General features: G+C 70.2%; 11 protein-coding genes. 5 read left to right on the forward strand and 6 right to left on the reverse strand.

Annotated features, from left to right (window positions below; translation table 11 throughout):
- Window positions 1-6: 6 nt before the first annotated feature.
- The 5 genes from QMK61_RS10325 to glk all read right to left on the reverse strand — a co-directional run bounded on the left by QMK61_RS10325 (window position 7) and on the right by glk (window position 9480).
- Window positions 7-1548 carry an amino acid permease gene (locus tag QMK61_RS10325; protein ID WP_302072114.1) on the reverse strand — a complete coding sequence of 514 codons (1542 nt, stop codon included), beginning with the start codon at window positions 1546-1548 and terminating at the stop codon, window positions 7-9.
- A gap of 141 nt (window positions 1549-1689) precedes the next feature.
- Complete coding sequence (locus QMK61_RS10330) at window positions 1690-2721, reverse strand: glycerophosphodiester phosphodiesterase (RefSeq protein WP_302072115.1); 1032 nt, start codon at window positions 2719-2721, stop codon at window positions 1690-1692.
- Between the two features lie 229 nt (window positions 2722-2950).
- Complete coding sequence (locus QMK61_RS10335) at window positions 2951-5260, reverse strand: family 20 glycosylhydrolase (protein ID WP_302072116.1); 2310 nt, start codon at window positions 5258-5260, stop codon at window positions 2951-2953.
- Window positions 5261-5393: 133 nt separating this feature from the next.
- On the reverse strand, window positions 5394-8312 hold the full coding sequence (locus QMK61_RS10340) for a TonB-dependent receptor (protein ID WP_302072117.1): 2919 nt from the start codon (window positions 8310-8312) through the stop codon (window positions 5394-5396).
- Window positions 8313-8415: 103 nt separating this feature from the next.
- Window positions 8416-9480: a glucokinase gene (gene glk / locus QMK61_RS10345; RefSeq protein ID WP_302072118.1), complete on the reverse strand. Its 1065-nt coding sequence runs from the start codon at window positions 9478-9480 to the stop codon at window positions 8416-8418.
- Window positions 9481-9885: 405 nt separating this feature from the next.
- Between glk and QMK61_RS10350 the strand changes: the two genes are divergently transcribed.
- The 5 genes from QMK61_RS10350 (at window position 9886) to QMK61_RS10370 (ending at window position 15295) form a co-directional block, all read left to right on the forward strand.
- Window positions 9886-11172, forward strand: coding sequence for a sugar MFS transporter (locus tag QMK61_RS10350; protein ID WP_302072119.1), 1287 nt, complete (start codon window positions 9886-9888; stop codon window positions 11170-11172).
- An 82-nt stretch (window positions 11173-11254) separates the two neighbouring features.
- Window positions 11255-12286, forward strand: a complete 1032-nt coding sequence (locus tag QMK61_RS10355; RefSeq protein ID WP_302072120.1) for a LacI family DNA-binding transcriptional regulator — start codon at window positions 11255-11257, stop codon at window positions 12284-12286.
- Window positions 12287-12505: 219 nt separating this feature from the next.
- On the forward strand, window positions 12506-13540 hold the full coding sequence (locus QMK61_RS10360) for an SIS domain-containing protein (RefSeq protein WP_302072121.1): 1035 nt from the start codon (window positions 12506-12508) through the stop codon (window positions 13538-13540).
- Complete coding sequence (nagA, locus tag QMK61_RS10365) at window positions 13540-14697, forward strand: N-acetylglucosamine-6-phosphate deacetylase (protein WP_302072122.1); 1158 nt, start codon at window positions 13540-13542, stop codon at window positions 14695-14697. The genes QMK61_RS10360 and nagA overlap by 1 nt, the downstream gene beginning before the upstream one ends.
- A 46-nt stretch (window positions 14698-14743) precedes the next feature.
- Window positions 14744-15295 carry an SRPBCC domain-containing protein gene (locus QMK61_RS10370; protein ID WP_302072123.1) on the forward strand — a complete coding sequence of 184 codons (552 nt, stop codon included), beginning with the start codon at window positions 14744-14746 and terminating at the stop codon, window positions 15293-15295.
- A 239-nt stretch (window positions 15296-15534) separates the two neighbouring features.
- Here the strand turns inward: QMK61_RS10370 and QMK61_RS10375 are convergent, their stop codons facing one another.
- A complete protein-coding gene (locus tag QMK61_RS10375) occupies window positions 15535-17259 on the reverse strand; it encodes a sulfatase-like hydrolase/transferase (protein WP_302072124.1) in 1725 nt (574 codons plus the stop codon).
- Between the last annotated feature and the right edge of the window lie 175 nt (window positions 17260-17434).

Genomic DNA, 17434 nt, shown 5'->3' on the forward strand with positions numbered 1-17434 from the left:
CACGCATCAGCCGTCCCGTTCCAGCCGGCTGTGCCGCATGCCGTAGCCGAAGTAGATCAGGCAGCCCAGCGCCATCCAGACCACGAAGCGCTCGAAGGTGATCGCCGGCAGGCCGCCGATGCGCTGCCAGCCGTGCGCGTCCGGCCACGGCAGGCCGAAGATCAGCAGCAGCGAGAACGCCACGCCCAGCGGCGCCAGCAGCGCGATCCACGGCATGCGGAAGCTGCGCGGCAGCTCGGGCTTGCGGATGCGCAGCACCAGCACCGCCGAGCAGATGATGATGAAGGCGCTGAGCGTGCCGATGTTGACCAGCTCGGCCACCTCACCAATCGGCAGCAGGCCCGCCACGACGGCAGTGAACACGCCGAGGATCAGGGTCGGCCGCGCCGGCGTGCCGAAGCGCGGGCTCACCTTCGCGAACCACGCCGGCAGCAGGCCGTCGCGCGCCAGCGCGAACCAGATCCGCGCCGCGCCCAGCATGAAGGCGAACAGCACGCTGGTGACGCCCACCACCGCGGCCACCGCGATCGCCACGCTCACCCAGTGCAGGCCGATCGCCTCGAACGCCTGCGACACCGAGGCGTCGCCGCCGAGGTTGCTGTAGTGGGTGATGCCGGTGAGCACCAGCGACACCGCGATGTACAGCACCATCGCCACCGCCAGCGACAGCAGCACCGCGCGCGGCAGGTCGCGCTGCGGATGCCGCGCCTCCTCCGCCGCGGTGGTCAGCGTGTCGTAGCCGAACACCGCGAAGAACACCACGCTGGCGCCGGTGAGCACGCCGGCCCAGCCGAAGTGGCCCACGCCCTGCGCGTCGAACAGCCGCGGCGGGATGAACGGGTGCCAGTTCGCACCATGGATGAAGAACGCGCCCACGCCGATCACCAGCAGCACGCCCAGCACCTTGATCGCCACGATCAGCGTGTTGAAGCGCGCGCCCCATTCCATGCGCACCGTCAGCAGCAGCGCCACCGCCAGCGAGACGCCGGCGGCGATCACGTTGAAGCGGTGGCCGTCGCTGGGCGCGGCCACCGCGGTGCCATGCACGCCGAACACCTGTTGCAGGTAATAGTGCATGGTCTGCGCGCTCATGCTCTGCTGCGCCCATTCCGGCAGGTGCACGCCGGCCGAGGCCAGCAGCACCTGCACGTAGCCCGACCAGCCGATCGCCACCACCGCGACCACCAGCGCGTATTCCAGCAGCAGGTCCCAGCCGATGATCCAGGCCACGAACTCGCCCAGCACCGCGTAGCCGTAGGTGTACGCGCTGCCGGTCACCGGGATCAGCCCGGCGAACTCGGCGTAGCACAGCGCGGCGCAGGCGCTGCCCGCGCCCGCGATCAGGAACGACAGCGCCACCGCCGGACCGGCGTTCATCGCCGCCTGCTGGCCGGCCAGCACGAAGATGCCCACGCCGATGATGCCGCCGATGCCGATCGCGGTGAGTTGCCACAGGCCGAGCACCCGGCGGAAATCGCCGCGCCGGCCCGCCTCGGACTGCAGCTGTTCGACGGACTTGTGGCGCAGCATGCGGCTCAGCAGGCTCATTCGGCATATCCCAGGCAAAACAGGCGTCGATCATATGCGAAACCGGCCGTGGTCACGGACGAGCATGACCAATGGCAGGGTAAGAGCCTGTTCACGACCCCGGGGGCGGTACGGAATCGCCGGGAACCGCGAACGGGCCTTCTATGCCAGCGCCGCGCGACCCAGCGCCGGGTCGTCGGTGAAGAAGGCATCGATGCCGGTGGCGAGGTAGGCGCGGATCTCGGCGACACTGCCGGCGGCGTCGCGCGCGGCCGGATCGGTGCCGTGCCAGAAATCGCGGGCGATGAACTGCCGCTCGGGGCGGAAGGTCCAGACGTGCACCTCCAGCCCGGCGGCGTGCGCGTCGCGCACCAGGGGGGTCGGCGCGGCGAGGCGGCCGGCCGAGTCGAGCGGAATGACCGCGCGCAGGCTCGGGCCGATGGCGTCGGCGTGGCCGGCGACCTCGCGCAGGCCCTCCGCGGTGGCCATGTCGGCATAGCGCAGCGCGCCGCCGGCCGCAGTCACGTCGTACGGCTGCATCGCAGGCTCGTCGAGCAGCTGCAGCAGGCGGATGTTCGAATGCCGCCGGCCCAGCCGTTCGCGTAGCCAGCGCAGGTTGCCGACCTCGAACGACTGGATCTCCACCGGCGCGACGCGCGTGTACGGATGGGCCGCCAGCGCGTCGAGCAGCACCGGCTCCAGCGACAGGCCGATCCGGCGGAAATGCGTGCCGTGCTTGATCTCGGGCACCAGGCCGATGCGCCGGCCCAGCCGGGCGGACGCCGCCGCGGCCAGCGCGATGATCTCGTCCAGCGTAGGCACCTCGAACTGGCCGTCGAAGCGGGTGCCGCGCAGCGCCGGCAGGCGTTCGCGGGCACGCAGCGTCTTCAGCTCGGCGAGGGTGAAATCCTCGGTGAACCAGTCCTCGCGCGGCTCGCCGTCGATGCTCCGGCGGCAGCGGCGTGCGGCGAACTCCGGGTGCGCCGCCACGTCGGTGGTGTCGCCGATGGCGTTCTCGTGGCGCGCCACCGGCACGCCGTCGCGGGTCATCACCAGGTCCGGCTCGATGCAGTCGGCGCCGTCGGCGATGGCCTGGGCATAGGCCGCCAGGGTGTGCTCGGGGCGCAGCGCGCTGGCGCCGCGGTGGGCGATCACCTGGACGCGCGGGGCCAGCGGGTTCTCGATCGGCGGCATGGGGGCGGCGTCCGCGGGAGATGCGCGGAGGTTAAAGCCATCGAGGGTCCGGCGGAACTCGCGGAAAACCGTTCGCCTGGACTTGCGGCGGCATGGATGGCCGCGCTTTGCGGAGCCGGGAAGCCGAAGGGCGCCGGATGCCGGGCGGCCCTTCGACTTCGCCGCTGCGCGGCTACGCTCAGGGTGAACAGTAAAGTGAGTGGCGTCGGGAAGGAAAAGGAGATGCGCCTCAGCGGCCGGCTTCCAGCGACACCCGGCCCAGCGCGTACAGCGGGCCGTCGATGGGCGCGGTGTAGACCAGGCACAGCGTATGCTCGCCGGCCTGCGCGGGCAGCTTTGCATCGAGCTTGAACTGGCGCTGGCTGTGTGCGGGATCGGGCAGCGGCATCGAGGCGAGCACGGTGCCGTCGCAGCGGTCGGCGTGCACCACCAGCTCGCCGAACGGCGTGGCGTGCGGGCGCGAGACCACCAGCTTCTGCTCGTGCGCCAGCGCGTAGTTGCGCACCAGGCGCACCGCGTCCACGTGGATCGCCTGCACGCCGTCCATCAGCGTGGGCGGGAACAGCTGGCAGCTGTCGAACACGTTCACGGCATACACCGGCTGGGTGCTCGTCGCGTCCGGCATCGGCTGCACGCGCAGGCGGAAGTCGCTGCCGGGGCAATTGGCCAGCGCGGTGCCAGGCAGGCTCAGCAGCGAAGCGCGGTCCAGCGTGCGCTGGCGCGATGCGGCCAGCGCGCTGCCATCGGCGGCGAAGCTGGCGGCGCGCACGGTGGCCGGCAGCGCCAGGTTCAGCGGCGCGTCGTAGCGCGGCGAGGCCGGCGTGGGCGCGCTGCCGTCCAGGGTGTAGTGGATGGCGCCGAAGCCGGCCTGGTCGGAGAGCGTGACCGTGGCCTTGCCGGTGGCCAGCGCCACGTTGCGGTCGGTGGCGATGTCCACCGCGAAGGCGCTATCGGCATAGTTGACGTGCTGGGCGCGGTAGCGCGCGAGCTGCGCCGGCAGGCGGGCGAGGAAGCCGGGCCAATCGTGGCGGGCGGCCGGCGACCAGGCCAGTTCGGCCAGCGCGTCCAACCGCGGGAAGACCATGTGTTCCACGTGCGCCATGCTGGGGATGTGCTCGGTCCACACGTTGGCCTGCACGCCCAGCACGTGCTTCGCCTGGGTCGCGTTCAGCACGTCCGGCACGACCTGCAGGTCGTACACGTCCTGCAGCGATTCCACGCCGAGGCGGCCGGCGTACTCGTCGGCGAGGTCGCCCTGCACGTGGTCGAAGTACAACCCCGGCGAGGGCGACATCACCACGTCGTGGCCGAGCAGGGCGGCCTTGATCCCGCCGTCGATGCCGCGCCAGGACATCACCGTGGCGTCGGCCGGCAGGTTGTCGCCTTCGAGGATCTCGTCCCAGCCGATCAGCTTGCGGCCGTGCTTTTCCAGGTAGCGTCCGATGCGGCCGATGAACCAGCCCTGCAGCGCGTCCTCGCTGGTGATGCCGAGCGCGCGCATCTTCGCCTGCACCGTGGGCGAGGCCTGCCACTGGTCCTTGATCGCCTCGTCGCCGCCGACGTGGATGTATTTCGACGGGAACAGCGCCATCACCTCGTCGAGCACGTTGTCGATGAAGGTGAAGGTGTCGTCGTCCACGTTGTACAGCCAGGGGTTGATACCGGAGTCGACCGACACCTGCGGCCGCCTGCCGGTGACGCCGATGCGCGGGTACGAGGCCACCGCGGCCTGCGCGTGGCCCGGCATGTCCAGCTCCGGCACGATGGTGACGTGGCGCGCGGCGGCGTAGGCCACCACCTGGCGGATCTGCGCCTGGGTGTAGAAGCCGCCGTAGCGCTTCGGCTCGCCGTCGTGGCCGGCGTCCGGCGGCGTGCGCCAGGCGCCGATCTTCGTCAGCTCGGGATAGCGCTTGATCTGGATGCGCCAGCCCTGGTCGTCGGTGAGGTGCCAGTGCAGCACGTCGAGCTTGTGCTGGGCCATCTGGTCGATCAGCTTCTCGACGTCGGCCACGCTCTGGAAGTGGCGGGCCGAGTCGAGCATCAGCCCGCGCCAGGCGAAGCGCGGCCAGTCGCGGATGGTGAGCGCGGGCACGTCCACCGCGCCCTGCTTCGCGTCGGGCGTGAGCAGCTGGTACAGCGTGACCGCGCCGTGGAACAGCCCGGCGTCGTCGCGCGCCTCGATGCGGATGCCCTGCGGCGTGACGCTGAGCGCGTAGCCTTCCGCCGCGGCCACCGGCGCCTGCGGGTCGCGTTGCAGCACGATGGCGGACGCCGCCTTGCCGCCGTCGTCGATGCGCAGGCGCAGGCCGCGCGTGCGCGCCAGCAGGGCGGCGAGGTATTCGGCGGTGCCGCGCGTCGCTGCGGAGGCGTCGGCCGGCACGATGCGCGTATCCGCATCGACCTGGAAGCGGCCCTGCGCCATCGACAGCTGCGCGGGCAGCGGGATCAACGCCGACGGCGCCACGGCAGCGGCATGCAGCGGAAGCAGCAGCCCGAGCCACAGGCAGGCACAGGCGACGAGCGGCGGGCGACGTGTCATCAGGGTCTCCGGCAGGCATCCCAGCATGCCATGCATGGCCGGGACACGCATAAAAAAACGGACCTGGAAACCAACGCAGGCCCGTTCGGGGAGAGTGCGGGCCCTCCGTGGCCCGCGGCAATGCTGCGGTGGATCAGAACTTGAAGTTCGCCGTGAGGTAGTACTGGCGACCGTTCGTGTAGAACGCCTCCGGCACCTTGCCGAAGCCCAGGCCCGCCTGCGCGCCGTTGACGTAGTAGCGCAGCTTCGGGTTGTTGAGGTTCATCGCGTCGAACGAGAAGCTCACGTGGTCGTTGAGCCTGTAGCCCGCGGAGAACGACAGGTAGCCGGTACCCGCCTGGTAGTACGGCAGCAGCGGCATGGTGTTGCCCAGGCCGCCCGCCGTCACCGGCATCATGCCGTCGTAGAACGAGGAGCGGTACGTGTAGTTGATGCGGGCGTTCCAGTGGCTGTCCTCGTAGAAGCCGGACAGGTTGACCGTATCCCGCGAGGTGCCGAACAGCGGCCGGTTGCCGGCCGACACGCCGCTCGCGGCCGTGCCGTCGGCGTTGTAGAGATAGGTGCCGCCCGACGAATGGCCGTTGCTGTAGGTGTAGTTGACCTGCGTGCCGAAGTGCTCGCCGATCGGCTGCACCCAGTTCAGCTCCACGCCCTTCAGGTTGCCGTTGACGTTGACCGGGATGCTGACCAGGTAGTTGCTGTAGATCGGCGTGTGCGACGGGTTGCCCACGCCGTAGGTCAGGTAGTTGTTGAGGTAGGTACCGGACGTGGTGCCGTAGTCGTAGTAGTTGTTCAGGTCCATCTGGTAGACGCTGAGCGACAGCAGGCCGCGCTTGGCGAAATACCACTCCAGCGACGCGTCGAAGTTGGTGGAGAGGATCGGCTTCAGGCGCGGGTTCGGACCGCTGCCGGAACCCTCGACGCCCGGGGCCTGCGGATCGTTCAGGCCCAGGAAGCCCGCCAGCTGGCCGTAGTCCTGCCGCGTGAGCGTCTGCGAGGCGGCGAAGCGCGCCAGCAGGCTGCCGTCGTCGTTGAGGTTGAACTTCACGTTGAGGCTGGGCAGCAGCTTGCCGTAGTGGTGCTTGTAGTAGTTCCAGTACCAGCCGGCCGGGTAGAACGCCGAGGCCGGGGAACCCGCGCGGTGGTCGGTTTCCTGGATGCCCGGGCTGGTGTAGCCGATGTCCTCGTTGGTGCCGACGTAGCGCAGGCCGACGTTGCCGCTCCAGCGATCACCCACGAAGTTGGCCTGCAGGTAGACGGCGCTGTTCTTCTCCGTCATCGCATAGATGTCGTTCGGATAGAAGCGCGAGGTGCCGGGATCGTCGGTCACCGCCCGGTTCGCGTACTTCGCGTTCAGCTGCGCCAGCTGCGCGGGCGTCCAGTACCAGATGCCGGACGGCATCTGACCCACGCCGAGATCGCTGGCGAAGCTGCTGGGGTAGTTGCCGCCGCTGGGCGGGTAGATGGTCGCACCCTGGGCGAACGACACGTCCGACGCCCAGTTGGGGCCTTGCGCGATCGCGGTCGGACTGTTGTGCGTGTGCTTGGCGTAGCGGCCGCCGAACTGCAGCGAGGACAGCGCGCCGGCGTCGTCGAAATCGAACTCGCCATCGGCCTGGAACCAGTGCTCCTTGTCGACCACGTGCACGTCCTGGTCGCCGAAGATCCAGTCCAGGCCGGTGGTGGCCGGGTTGTAGGTATTGTTGACGCCGCCCAGCGTCCAGTCGAACGGCTTGCCGAGGCCGTTCATCGCGTAGCTGGCGCCCTGGTCGTAGCCGGTGTCCATCTCCATGATGTCCTGGGTCGGCGTGTTGCCGGTGCCGCGGGTGGTGCCACCCTGGAACTTGAAGTTGAGGTTGCTGTTGACCTGCCAGTCGGCATCCAGGGTGATGTACGAGCTGGATTCGCTCTCGCCGGGACGCGAGATCATGTCGTAGATGCCCTGCGACACGCCGGTCTGCCCTTCCATCACCGCGCCGGTGAGGACGTTGCCGTTGCGGGTGTAGCTGCTCAGCGTGTCGCCCGGCAACTTGTCGCGCAGGCGCAGCATGTAGTTGCGGTTGTAGTCGGTGGCGTCCATCTTCGAATAGAAGCCATCGAGGTTGAAGGTCAGGTTATCGAGCGCCTTCCATTCGATGTCGATCGAAGCGCCCTTGCGCTTGCGCGTCTGGGTGAACAGCGCGGCGCCCGGCAGGTTGGGATAGAACACGCCGGTGCTCTTGCTGCCGTTCTGGCCGGTCAGGCCCAGCTGGGTGGCCACCGCCGAACCGGTCGGGATGTACGAGTAGCCGAGCATTTCCTGGCCGTTGCGCTGCAGGCTGCGCTCCTCGTAGAAGGCCTGCGCCATCACGCCGAAGGTGTTGTCGCTGTTCTTCCAGTTGACCAGCCCGCTGAACTGCGGCTTGGTCTTGCCCGGCAGGTCGGAATACACGCCGCCCACGCTGCCCTCGGCGGAGAACGGCTTGTCGAACTCCAGCGGCTTGCGCGTGATGATGTCGATCGAGCCGGCGGCGCCGCCCTCGAGCAGCCGAGCCTCGGAACTCTTGTGCACCACCACCTGGCTCACGATCTCCGACGGGAACATCGCGTAGCTGACGCTGCGGGTGCCGCCGCCGCCGGTGATGAACCAGTCGCCGGAGGCGACCGCATGCCCGTTGAGCGTGGTCAGGGTGAGCGACGGCGCGCTGCCGCGGATGCTGGCGCGGTCGGCTTCGTCGAAGCCACCCTCGGCGCCGGCGGCGTCGGCGATGTTCACGCCGGGCAGCTGGGCGATGGTGTCGGCCACGTTCTTGGCCGGCAGCCGACCGATGTCCTCGGCGGACACCACCTCGACGTGCGAGTCGGCGGCCTGCTTGGTGTCGAGCGACAACGCCTCGCTGTTGCGGATGCCGACGACGGTGACCGCCGCCAGCTGCTTGACCTGCTTGCCGTCCTGCTTGCTGGTCTTGGTGGTGGTGCCGGTCGCCTGGCTGCTGTCCTGCGCATTGAGCGCCCCCGACAGGCACAGGCCCGCGACGATGCTCGCGGCCAACAGGGTCTTGCGATGTGACATGGTGTCCTCCCCTCAGAGGCTGATCGGCAGCGGCGGGCGACCTGCCCCCTGTTGCCGTGTGGCGATCTGGGCTCGCGCCCGGTTCAGTGCTGGTTCCTCGACTTCACGTCCGCTCGGCGCGCCCGTCCCGGGCATCTGTCCCTTCCATGGCCTGGCCGTCCAGATACAGGCCCGCGGCGCCGATGACCCCGAGCTGGCCGTGCTCCATCAGTCGTACTGGTATCTGTTGCAGGTAGGGGCGCATCACGCCCTTGTTGAAGAAGCGCTCGGCGAACCGGCTGGCGAGCAGCAGCTCGCGGATCTGCGGCAGGATGCCGCCGGCGAGGAACACCCCGCCGCGCGCGCCGTACAGCAGCACCAGGTCGCCCACGAAGCTGCCGAGCAGGCCGCAGAACACGTCCAGCGTCTCCGCCGCCGCCGCGTCGCTGCGCGCCAGCGCGGCGCCGGTGACGTCGGCCGGGCGCATCAGCTCGGGACGCTCGCCGCGCAGCGCGCACAGCGCGCGGTACAGGTTGACCAGGCCCGGGCCGGACAGCGCGTGCTCGAACGACACGTGGGCGCGCTCGCGGGCCAGCAGGCGCAGCACCTCGATCTCGCGCTCGTTGCCCGGCGCCAGGGCGATCTGCCCGGCCTCGGTGGCCAGCACGGTGGCGTGCGGATGGCCCGGCAGCAGCACCGCCGAGCCCAGGCCCGTGCCCGGCCCCATCACCAGCACCGGCCCTTCGGCGCGCGGCGCGGCGGTCTCGATCACCGCGGTGGTATCGGCCTGGCCGAGGAACTGGGTGGCGTAGGCCACCGCCTCGAAGTCGTTGATCACCGCGAGGCTGGCGATGCCCAGCCGGTCGCGGATGTCGCGGATGGACACCGGCCACGGCAGGTTGTCGTTGACGATGGCGTCGCCCAGCACGTAGCCGGCGCTGGCCACCGCGCAGTGTTCCACCGGACCGGCGCCGACCTGGCCGACGAAGTCCTGCAGCACTGCGGTCAGGCTGGGCCATTCGGCGCAGGCGTAGCGGCGGTATTCCAGCACGGTGACCGGCCGCGTGCCGTCCGGGCGCGGACTGACCAGGCCGACGCGCGCATGCGTGCCGCCCACGTCGGCCGCCAGGAAAGCCGGCTGCGCCGCCGCCACCGCCCGTGCACCGCTGTGATTGACAGCCTGGGCCACGCGTCCCTCCTCGATCGATTCCCCGCTGCGCCGCGCTTGTCCCGGCGAGCCCCGTTTGACTGGCGGAGTCTGGTCATCCATGACAACGGTGTCAACACCTTTTTCGCAACGATTCGTCATATCGCTGGTGCGCTGCGCAAGGCGTGGCGCCCGAAGGGACTTCCGCGCCCCGAAAAAGCGATCAAGGCATTGATCCTCATGGATTATGGGAAGCGGCCCTCCCATCCGGACGGCGTTGCGCCGCACCAAGGGGCGAGGCGCCAGCCTCCCGGACGTGCGCTTGCAGCATGACCAAAGTCATGGCATCAATTGACAACGTTGCGCCTCGGGCTCGATAAAGGCCATCGGAGCGGCGCCGCCCACGGGGCTGGGCGCGCGCCGGTGTTCATCACGGGGAAAAAATCCATGTCGTCCATCTCGCTCGCCCACGACACGCCGCGCACGTCCAGCCTGCTGCCGATGATCATCATCGGCGTGCTGTTCTTCATCTTCGGCTTCGTCACCTGGCTCAACGGGCCGCTGACCATCTTCGTCAAGCTGGCCTTCCACCTCGACGACGTCAGCGCGTTCCTGATCCCGGTGGCGTTCTACGTGTCGTATTTCGTGCTGGCGCTGCCGGCAGCGGCGGTGCTCAAGCGCACCGGCATGAAGAAGGGCATGGCGCTGGGCCTGTTCGTGATGGCCATCGGCGCGGTGCTGTTCGGCCAGTTCATCGCCATGCGCCAGTACCACGGCGCGCTGGTGGGGCTGTTCGTGATCGGTGCCGGCCTGTCGCTGCTGCAGACCGCGTCCAATCCCTACGTCAGCATCCTCGGCCCGATCGACAGCGCGGCGCAGCGCATCGCCTTCATGGGCATCTGCAACAAGTTCGCCGGCTTCCTTGCGCCGTTCGTGTTCGGCGCCCTGGTGCTGCACGGCATCGACGCGCTCGACCAGCAGGTGAAGGCCGCACCCACCGCCGCCGCCGCGCAGGAATTGCTGAACAGCTTCGCCGCGCGGGTGTATTGGCCGTACATGGTGATGGCGGCGCTGCTGGTGCTGCTGGCGATCTGGGTGCTGCGCTCGTCGCTGCCGGAGATCAAGCCGGCCGGCGCCAACAGCGAGGAGGAGATCGGCCACCGCGGCGGCGGCATCTTCAGCTTCCCGCACCTGTGGCTGGGCGTGCTGTGCCTGTTCCTGTACGTGGGCGCCGAGGTCATGGCCGGCGACGCGATCGGCATCTACGGCCAGAGCCTGGGACTGCCGCTGGAGGCCACCAAGAACTTCACCTCCTTCACCATGTTCGCGATGCTGGCCGGCTACCTGGCCGGGCTGGCGCTGATCCCGCGCTTCATCTCGCAGCAGCGCTACCTGGCGGTATCGGCCGTGCTGGGGGTGGTGTTCGCGGTCTGCGCCTATGCCACGTCGGGCTACGTCTCGGTGAGCTTCGTGGCGGCGCTGGGTTTCGCCAACGCCATGATGTGGCCGGCGATCTTCCCGCTGGCGATCAAGGGGCTGGGCCGGCATACCGAGGCCGGCTCGGCGCTGCTGATCATGGGCATCGTGGGCGGCGCGCTGATCCCGCAGGCGTTCGTGCACCTGAAGGAACACATCGACTTCCAGCTCGCCTTCCTGCTGGTGATGGTGCCGTGCTACCTGTACATCCTGTACTACGGCATGCACGGCCATGCCGTGGGCGAGCACGCCTCCTGACGCGCCATGCATCGCCCCGTGCCCGCCATCGCCCGCGACGGCTGGGCTACCATGTCCCCCACGCTCCCAGGAGTTCCCTCCGTTGCGCAGTCCCACCATCAAGGACGTCGCCCGCCACGCCGGCGTCTCGCTGAAGACCGTCTCGCGCGTGATCAACCACGAGGCGGCGGTGCGCAGCGAAACCCGCGAGAAGGTGGAACGGGCGATCGCGCAGCTCGGCTACCGCCCCGACCCTTCCGCGCGCAGCCTGCGCAGCACGCACTCGTTCGCGATCGGGCTGGTGTACGACAACCCGAACGCGCACTACGTGATCGACATGCAGAACGGCGTGTTGTCGGCCTGCCGCGAGCGCGGCTTCGGCCTGCAGATCCATCCCTGCGACGCCACCTCGCCCAAGCTGGCCGAGGAACTGGTCGCGCTGGTCAAGCGCTCGCGCCTGGCCGGGCTGGTGCTGGCGCCGCCGATGTCGGAGCAGGCGCCGCTGATCGCCATGCTGAAGGCGCACGACATCGCCTTCGTGCGCATCATCTCCTCGCGCGAGGACCCGCACGACGGCTCGCCCTGCGTCTACATCGACGACCGCCATGCGGCCTATGCCATCACCGAACACCTGATCCAGCTCGGCCACACGCGCATCGGCTTCCTGTGGGGCGAGCCGCACCACCGCTCCAGCCCGGAACGCTACCAGGGCTACGCGGACGCGCTGAAGGACTACGGCCTGCCGCCCAACAGGAAGCTGGTGCTGCCCGGCCGCTACGCCTTCGACGACGGCTTCCGCAGCGCGCGCAAGCTGCTCGCGCTGAAGGACAAGGAGCGCCCCACCGCGATCTTCGGCAGCAACGACGAGATTGCCGCCGGCGTGCTGGCCGCGGCGCGCTCGATCGGGCTGGACGTGCCGTGGGACCTCTCCATCGCCGGCTTCGAGGACAGCCCGTTCTCCAAGCAGGCCTGGCCGGCGCTGACCACCGCGCGGCAGTCGATCGCCGAGGTGGGACGGCACGCCGCGCTGCGGCTGATGCGCAGCCTGCAGCAGCCCGACCCCGGCCCGGCCAGCGAGGGCTTCCTGCCCGAGCTGGTGGTGCGCGGTTCCACCGCGCCGCCGCGGCAGGGCTGAGCCTCCCGGCTTCTGCTCGTCATCCCGGCGCAGGCCGGAGGCGCTTTATCAACAGACGAAGGTCTGGTCATCCAGCAGCCGCACGGCCCGAGCAGGCGTCGTCGCACTCGATCCCGGCCTGCGCCGGGATGACGGCATGCTCGAACGTCGCGCCTCCATCCCTTGCAACCTCTCCCCGCACGCCCCAGCCGGCGTGCCGTCGACCTTCCCGGAGTCCCCATGAAGTCCCCCAGCGACACCCTGATGTACCGCGAGGCCAAGGAAACCGCCGCGGTGGTCGAGCGCCAGCTCGAGCGCAATGCCGCCACCCTCGCCGCGCTCGGCAGGCAGTTGCGCGCCGCGCCGCCGCGCTTCATCGTCACCTGCGCGCGCGGCAGCTCCGACCATGCCGCCGCCTACGCCAAGTACGTGTTCGAGACCCGGCTCGGCCTGGTCACCGCCTCCGCCTCGCCGTCGATTTCCTCGATCTACGACGCCGACCTGAAGCTGGACGGCGCGCTGTTCATCGCCATCTCGCAATCCGGCAAGAGCCCCGACCTGCTGCGCAGCGCGCAGGCCGCCAGGGACGCCGGCGCGCGCGTGCTGGCCATGGTCAACGTGGAGGATTCCCCGCTGGCCGCGCTGGCCGACACGGTGATCCCGCTGCACGCCGGCCCGGAACGCAGCGTGGCCGCCACCAAGAGCTACCTCGCCACGCTCGCCGCCGTGCTGCAGCTGGTGGCGCACTGGAGCGACGACGCCACCCTGCACGACGTCTGCGCCCGCCTGCCCGCCGACCTGCGGCGCGGCTGGGACGGCGACTGGAGCGCGCTCGCGGACGGCCTGCGCGAGGTGGGCAACCTGTTCGTGGTCGGCCGCGGCTACGGCTTCGGCGCCGCGCTGGAGGCCGCGCTCAAGCTCAAGGAAACCTGCGGCCTGCATGCCGAGGCGTTCAGCGCGGCCGAGGTGAAGCACGGTCCGATGGCGCTGGTGGGCGCGGGTTTCCCGGTGCTGTTCTTCGCCCAGGACGACGGCTCGCTGGCCAACACGCTGGCGGTGGCCAACGAGTTCCGCGCCCGCGGCGCGCGCGTGTTCGTCGCCGCGCCGGGCGAACACGGCCCCGACGCGCTGCCGCTGCCGGCCGACCTCGCGCCCATCGCCACCCCGCTGCTGGCGGTGCAGAGCTTCTACCGCGCCGCCAGCGCGCTGTCGCTGGTGCGCGGCTACGATCCCGACGTGCCGCCGCACCTCAACAAGGTCACGGAGACGGTGTGATGGAGAACCAGTCGACAACCGCCCTCGTCAACGGCCGCGTGCTGGGCGACCACGGCCCGCGCGAGGGCCTGGCCGTGCTGGTGGAAGGTGGGCGCATCGCCGCCCTCGTGGCACAGGATGACCCGCGCGTCGCCGCCGCGCGCCCGCACGACCTGCAGGGGAACCTGCTGCTGCCCGGCTTCATCGACGTGCAGGTCAACGGCGGCGGCGGCCTGCTGTTCAACGACGCGCCCACGGTGGACACGCTGCGCGGCATCGCCGCCGCGCACCGCAAGTTTGGCACCACCGGCCTGCTGCCCACCCTGATCACCGATACCGCCGAAAAGATGCACGCCGCGCTGGACGCGGTGGACGCGGCGATCGAACAGGGCGTGCCCGGCATCCTCGGCATCCACGTCGAAGGGCCGTTCCTCGCGCCGGGGCGCAAGGGCATCCACGACGCTTCGCTGTTCCGCCACCCCGACGCCGACGACATCGCCATGCTCGCCGCCAGACACCGCGGCAAGGTGATGCTGACGCTGGCGCCCGAGCAGGTCTCCATCGACGCCATCCGCACCCTGGCCGGGGCCGGCGTGATCGTGGTCGCCGGCCATACCGCGGCCGACTACGCCACCACCCGCGCCGCGCTCGACGCCGGCATCAGCGGCTTCACCCACCTCTACAACGCGATGACGCCGCTGGCCAGCCGCGAGCCCGGCGTGGTCGGCGCCGCGCTGGACGACCCGCACAGCTGGTGCGGCCTGATCGTCGACGGCCACCACGTCCACCCCGCCGCGCTGCGCGTGGCGATCGCCGCCAAGCCGCGCGGCAAGTGCGTGCTGGTCACCGACGCGATGCCGCCGGTGGGTTCGGACAACCCGGAATACGTGCTCAACGGCCAGACCATCGTCGCCCGCGACGGCATCTGCCAGAGCGACGCCGGCGTGCTGGCCGGCTCCGCGCTGGACATGGCCACCGGCGTGCGCAACCTGGTCGGGATGGTCGGCCTGCCGCTGGCCGAGGCGTCGCGCATGGCCAGCGCGTACCCGGCCGCGTGGATCGGGCTGGAGCGCACGCACGGACGGATCGCCGCCGGCTACCGCGCCGATTTCGTCGTGCTGGACGATACTTTGCACGTGCGGGAAACCTGGATCGGCGGAACCGGTCATCGCCACTGACCAGGGCCGGCTCCCGACATCGCCTGTCCCCGGAGAGGACGCCAGCATGCAGCGAACGCAGTGCCTGTCCGTATCGATGATCGCGCTGCTTCTCGCGGCATGCGGCCCCTCGGACGAAGAGCTGGCGTCGCTGGGGCGACACCAGCGCATCCAGGTCGACGCACCGGTACAGGCGACGTCGAGCATCACGATCGATGCGCCGGCAAGTCGCGTCTGGTCCATCCTCGCCAATGTCGCTGACTGGCCTCGATGGCAACGGGAGATCGATGCCACCTCGTCCGTCCACGCACTGGGCGAGAATCGCCGGTTCACCTGGCGGACCGGCGGCATGACCATCCACTCCCGCGTCGTCCTGTCCGAACCCGACACGGCGCTGGCGTGGACCGGTCGGGCCTACCTCGCCAGGGCGCTCCACGTCTGGAAGCTGACGGCCTTGAGCCCGACCCGGACGCGGGTCGAAAGCAGCGAATCGATGGACGGCTTCCTGCTTTCGCACTTCTATTCGTCGGCCCAGCTTCAGGCCACCGAAGACCATTGGCTCGCCAGCCTCAAGGCCGCGGCGGAGTCGGCGCGACCCGCGGAACAAGCCCACCGGTGACGCCGGCTCCCCGCCGGACCGGCGCGATGTCCGCCCCCTCAGAGCCTGTTCACGATCTCCAGACACCTCGCGTTGGCCTCGCATGGCCGCCATGCGAGGCCCACCCGCAGGGCCGGGTCTGTTTGCGCACAGGCCAGCGTCATCGCTCCGTCGTGGACGGACGTCCACGCCCTCGCTCTTCCTTGGCCTGTGCGCAAACAGCTCCCGGCGCGGGGTACTTGGAGATCGTGAACAGGCTCTTACTCGAACACGTGCAACCGCCCGAAGATCCACGCGTGGTACGACGCCAGCAGCGCCTTGTCCGCGCAGTCGTCGTAGCGACCGTCGCAGCGCTCGCGCAGCGCCTTCTGCGCCGCGAAGTACGGGTCCAGCGGCAGGCCGGCCGCCTGCAGCACCAGGCCCGGCAGGTAGGCGATGTCGAGCATCGGGTAGGCCGGCAGCGCCGGGCCGGGCACGTTGCTCTTGATCATGTAGTAGGTCAGGTAGTCGCGGTACGGCGCCAGCGCGGGCGGCAGCTCGCGCCGCAGGGTGGGCATCAGGCTGTCGAACGAGGGCTGGTGGTCGCCGAAGTGCACCAGCACGGTGGGCCGCGCCCGGTCGAGGAAGGCGTGTTCCAGCCCCTGCATCGCCACGTCCGAGTCGTGCAGGCGCGACAGGTAGGTGTCGAAGTTCAGCGCCGCGTCCGCTGGCAAGCCATGCAGCAGATTCTGGAACGGCTTCGGCAGCGTGTTCATCGGGTCGTCGTGCGGACCGTGCTCGTTGATGGTGAGCACCACCAGGAACACCGGCTGGCCCGGCTTGCGGGCGCCCGACCGGTCCAGCTCGGCGTACACGCGCTCGGCGGCGGCGAACATCTGCGCGTCGGTCTCTTCCCAGTCGTCCAGGCCCAGCTCGCCGGCGCCGTAGAAGCGGTCGATGCCATAGGCCTTGTACGCGTCCTCGCCGTTGAGGAAGTCGCCGTGGGTGGGGTAGACGGCCACCGTGAGGTAGCCCAGCCGCTTCAGCAGCAACGGCAGCGAGTCGCGCATGCGCGGCGCCAGCACGTAGGGCGCGTACATGCCGCCGGGGCCGAAGATGTCCTGCGGCAGGCCGGTGAGCGAGGCGAACTCGCTGACCCAGGTGCCGCCGCCGAAGGTATGCGTGCGCAGCACGCCGTGGCCGCGGGTGCGCGCGTCGGGCAGGAACATCGCCGCGTGGCAGGCCGGCACGTCGCAATGCGCGTACGGCGCCGGATCGAAGGTGCTCTCTTCCAGCACCTGCACGATGTCCGGGTACTGCGCCGCCGGCACGCCGCCCGGCGCAGCGGTGGCGGTGGCCTGCCAGTCGCGCTCGGCGATGGCGGCGTCGGCCATCGGCGGCAGGTGCACGCTGGAGTCGCGCAGGTTGACGAAGAAGTCGGTCAGCACCGCGTCGTCGGACATCTTGTCCCAGGCGTCGCGCGCATGCACCCGCGCGAACGGGCCCGACGGCAGCAGGCAGATCCAGAACGCCAGCGCGAAGACGGCGAAGCCGCCGAGGCGCAGCGCCGCACGCGGCCAGCGCCGCCAGTGCGCGAACAGCGGCCGGCTGCCGCGCCAGGCCAGCCACAGCAGCAGCGGCACGGCCACCGCCACGGCCAGCCCCACGCTGTAGATATGCGGGTAGCGGCGCAGCGTCTCGAACAGGCTGGAGCGCACGTAGTACACGAAGTCGGCCGGCATCAGCGGCGACTCGAGGTATTCCTGCTTCATCACCGTGATCGCGCGCAGCAGCAGGAACAGCCCGCCGCCCAGCACCAGCGCGAAGGCCGCGCGCGCGAACGCGCACAGGCCGGCGCCGGCCACGCACAGCATCAGCGCGAACACGAAGCCGCGCTGCTCCGGCAGCGGCTCGCGCCAGGCGGTGAGCCAGGCGCAGGCCGCGAAGAACAGCAGCGCGGCGACCAGGGTCGCGCGCCGACGGGTGAGGCGAAACGGTTGCCGCATGGTGTTGCCCCTGTGCTGGGCGCCGTGGCGGCGGCGCACCGTGTCGAACGTGGCGGTATTCTAGGGACCCCGCGCCTGTCGGTGGCGGCCCGCGGCCGCGGCCGTTGCCGGCCATTCCGCTTTCGCACGCCCGCCCCGCACGCGACCGGCGCGCGACACCGCGCTGCCATCCCTG

It is taken from the genome of Fulvimonas sp. R45 (assembly GCF_030504985.1).
GTDB lineage: Bacteria > Pseudomonadota > Gammaproteobacteria > Xanthomonadales > Rhodanobacteraceae > Rhodanobacter_A.

Excerpts from the sequence above, each read along its gene's own strand:
- QMK61_RS10325 (WP_302072114.1), bottom strand. The coding sequence starts at position 1,548 with ATGAGCCTGCTGAGCCGCATGCTGCGCCACAAGTCCGTCGAACAGCTG.
- QMK61_RS10330 (WP_302072115.1), bottom strand. The coding sequence starts at position 2,721 with ATGCCGCCGATCGAGAACCCGCTGGCCCCGCGCGTCCAGGTGATCGCC.
- QMK61_RS10335 (WP_302072116.1), bottom strand. The coding sequence starts at position 5,260 with ATGACACGTCGCCCGCCGCTCGTCGCCTGTGCCTGCCTGTGGCTCGGG.
- QMK61_RS10340 (WP_302072117.1), bottom strand. The coding sequence starts at position 8,312 with ATGTCACATCGCAAGACCCTGTTGGCCGCGAGCATCGTCGCGGGCCTG.
- QMK61_RS10350 (WP_302072119.1), top strand. The coding sequence starts at position 9,886 with ATGTCGTCCATCTCGCTCGCCCACGACACGCCGCGCACGTCCAGCCTG.
- QMK61_RS10360 (WP_302072121.1), top strand. The coding sequence starts at position 12,506 with ATGAAGTCCCCCAGCGACACCCTGATGTACCGCGAGGCCAAGGAAACC.
- nagA (WP_302072122.1), top strand. The coding sequence starts at position 13,540 with ATGGAGAACCAGTCGACAACCGCCCTCGTCAACGGCCGCGTGCTGGGC.
- QMK61_RS10370 (WP_302072123.1), top strand. The coding sequence starts at position 14,744 with ATGCAGCGAACGCAGTGCCTGTCCGTATCGATGATCGCGCTGCTTCTC.
- QMK61_RS10375 (WP_302072124.1), bottom strand. The coding sequence starts at position 17,259 with ATGCGGCAACCGTTTCGCCTCACCCGTCGGCGCGCGACCCTGGTCGCC.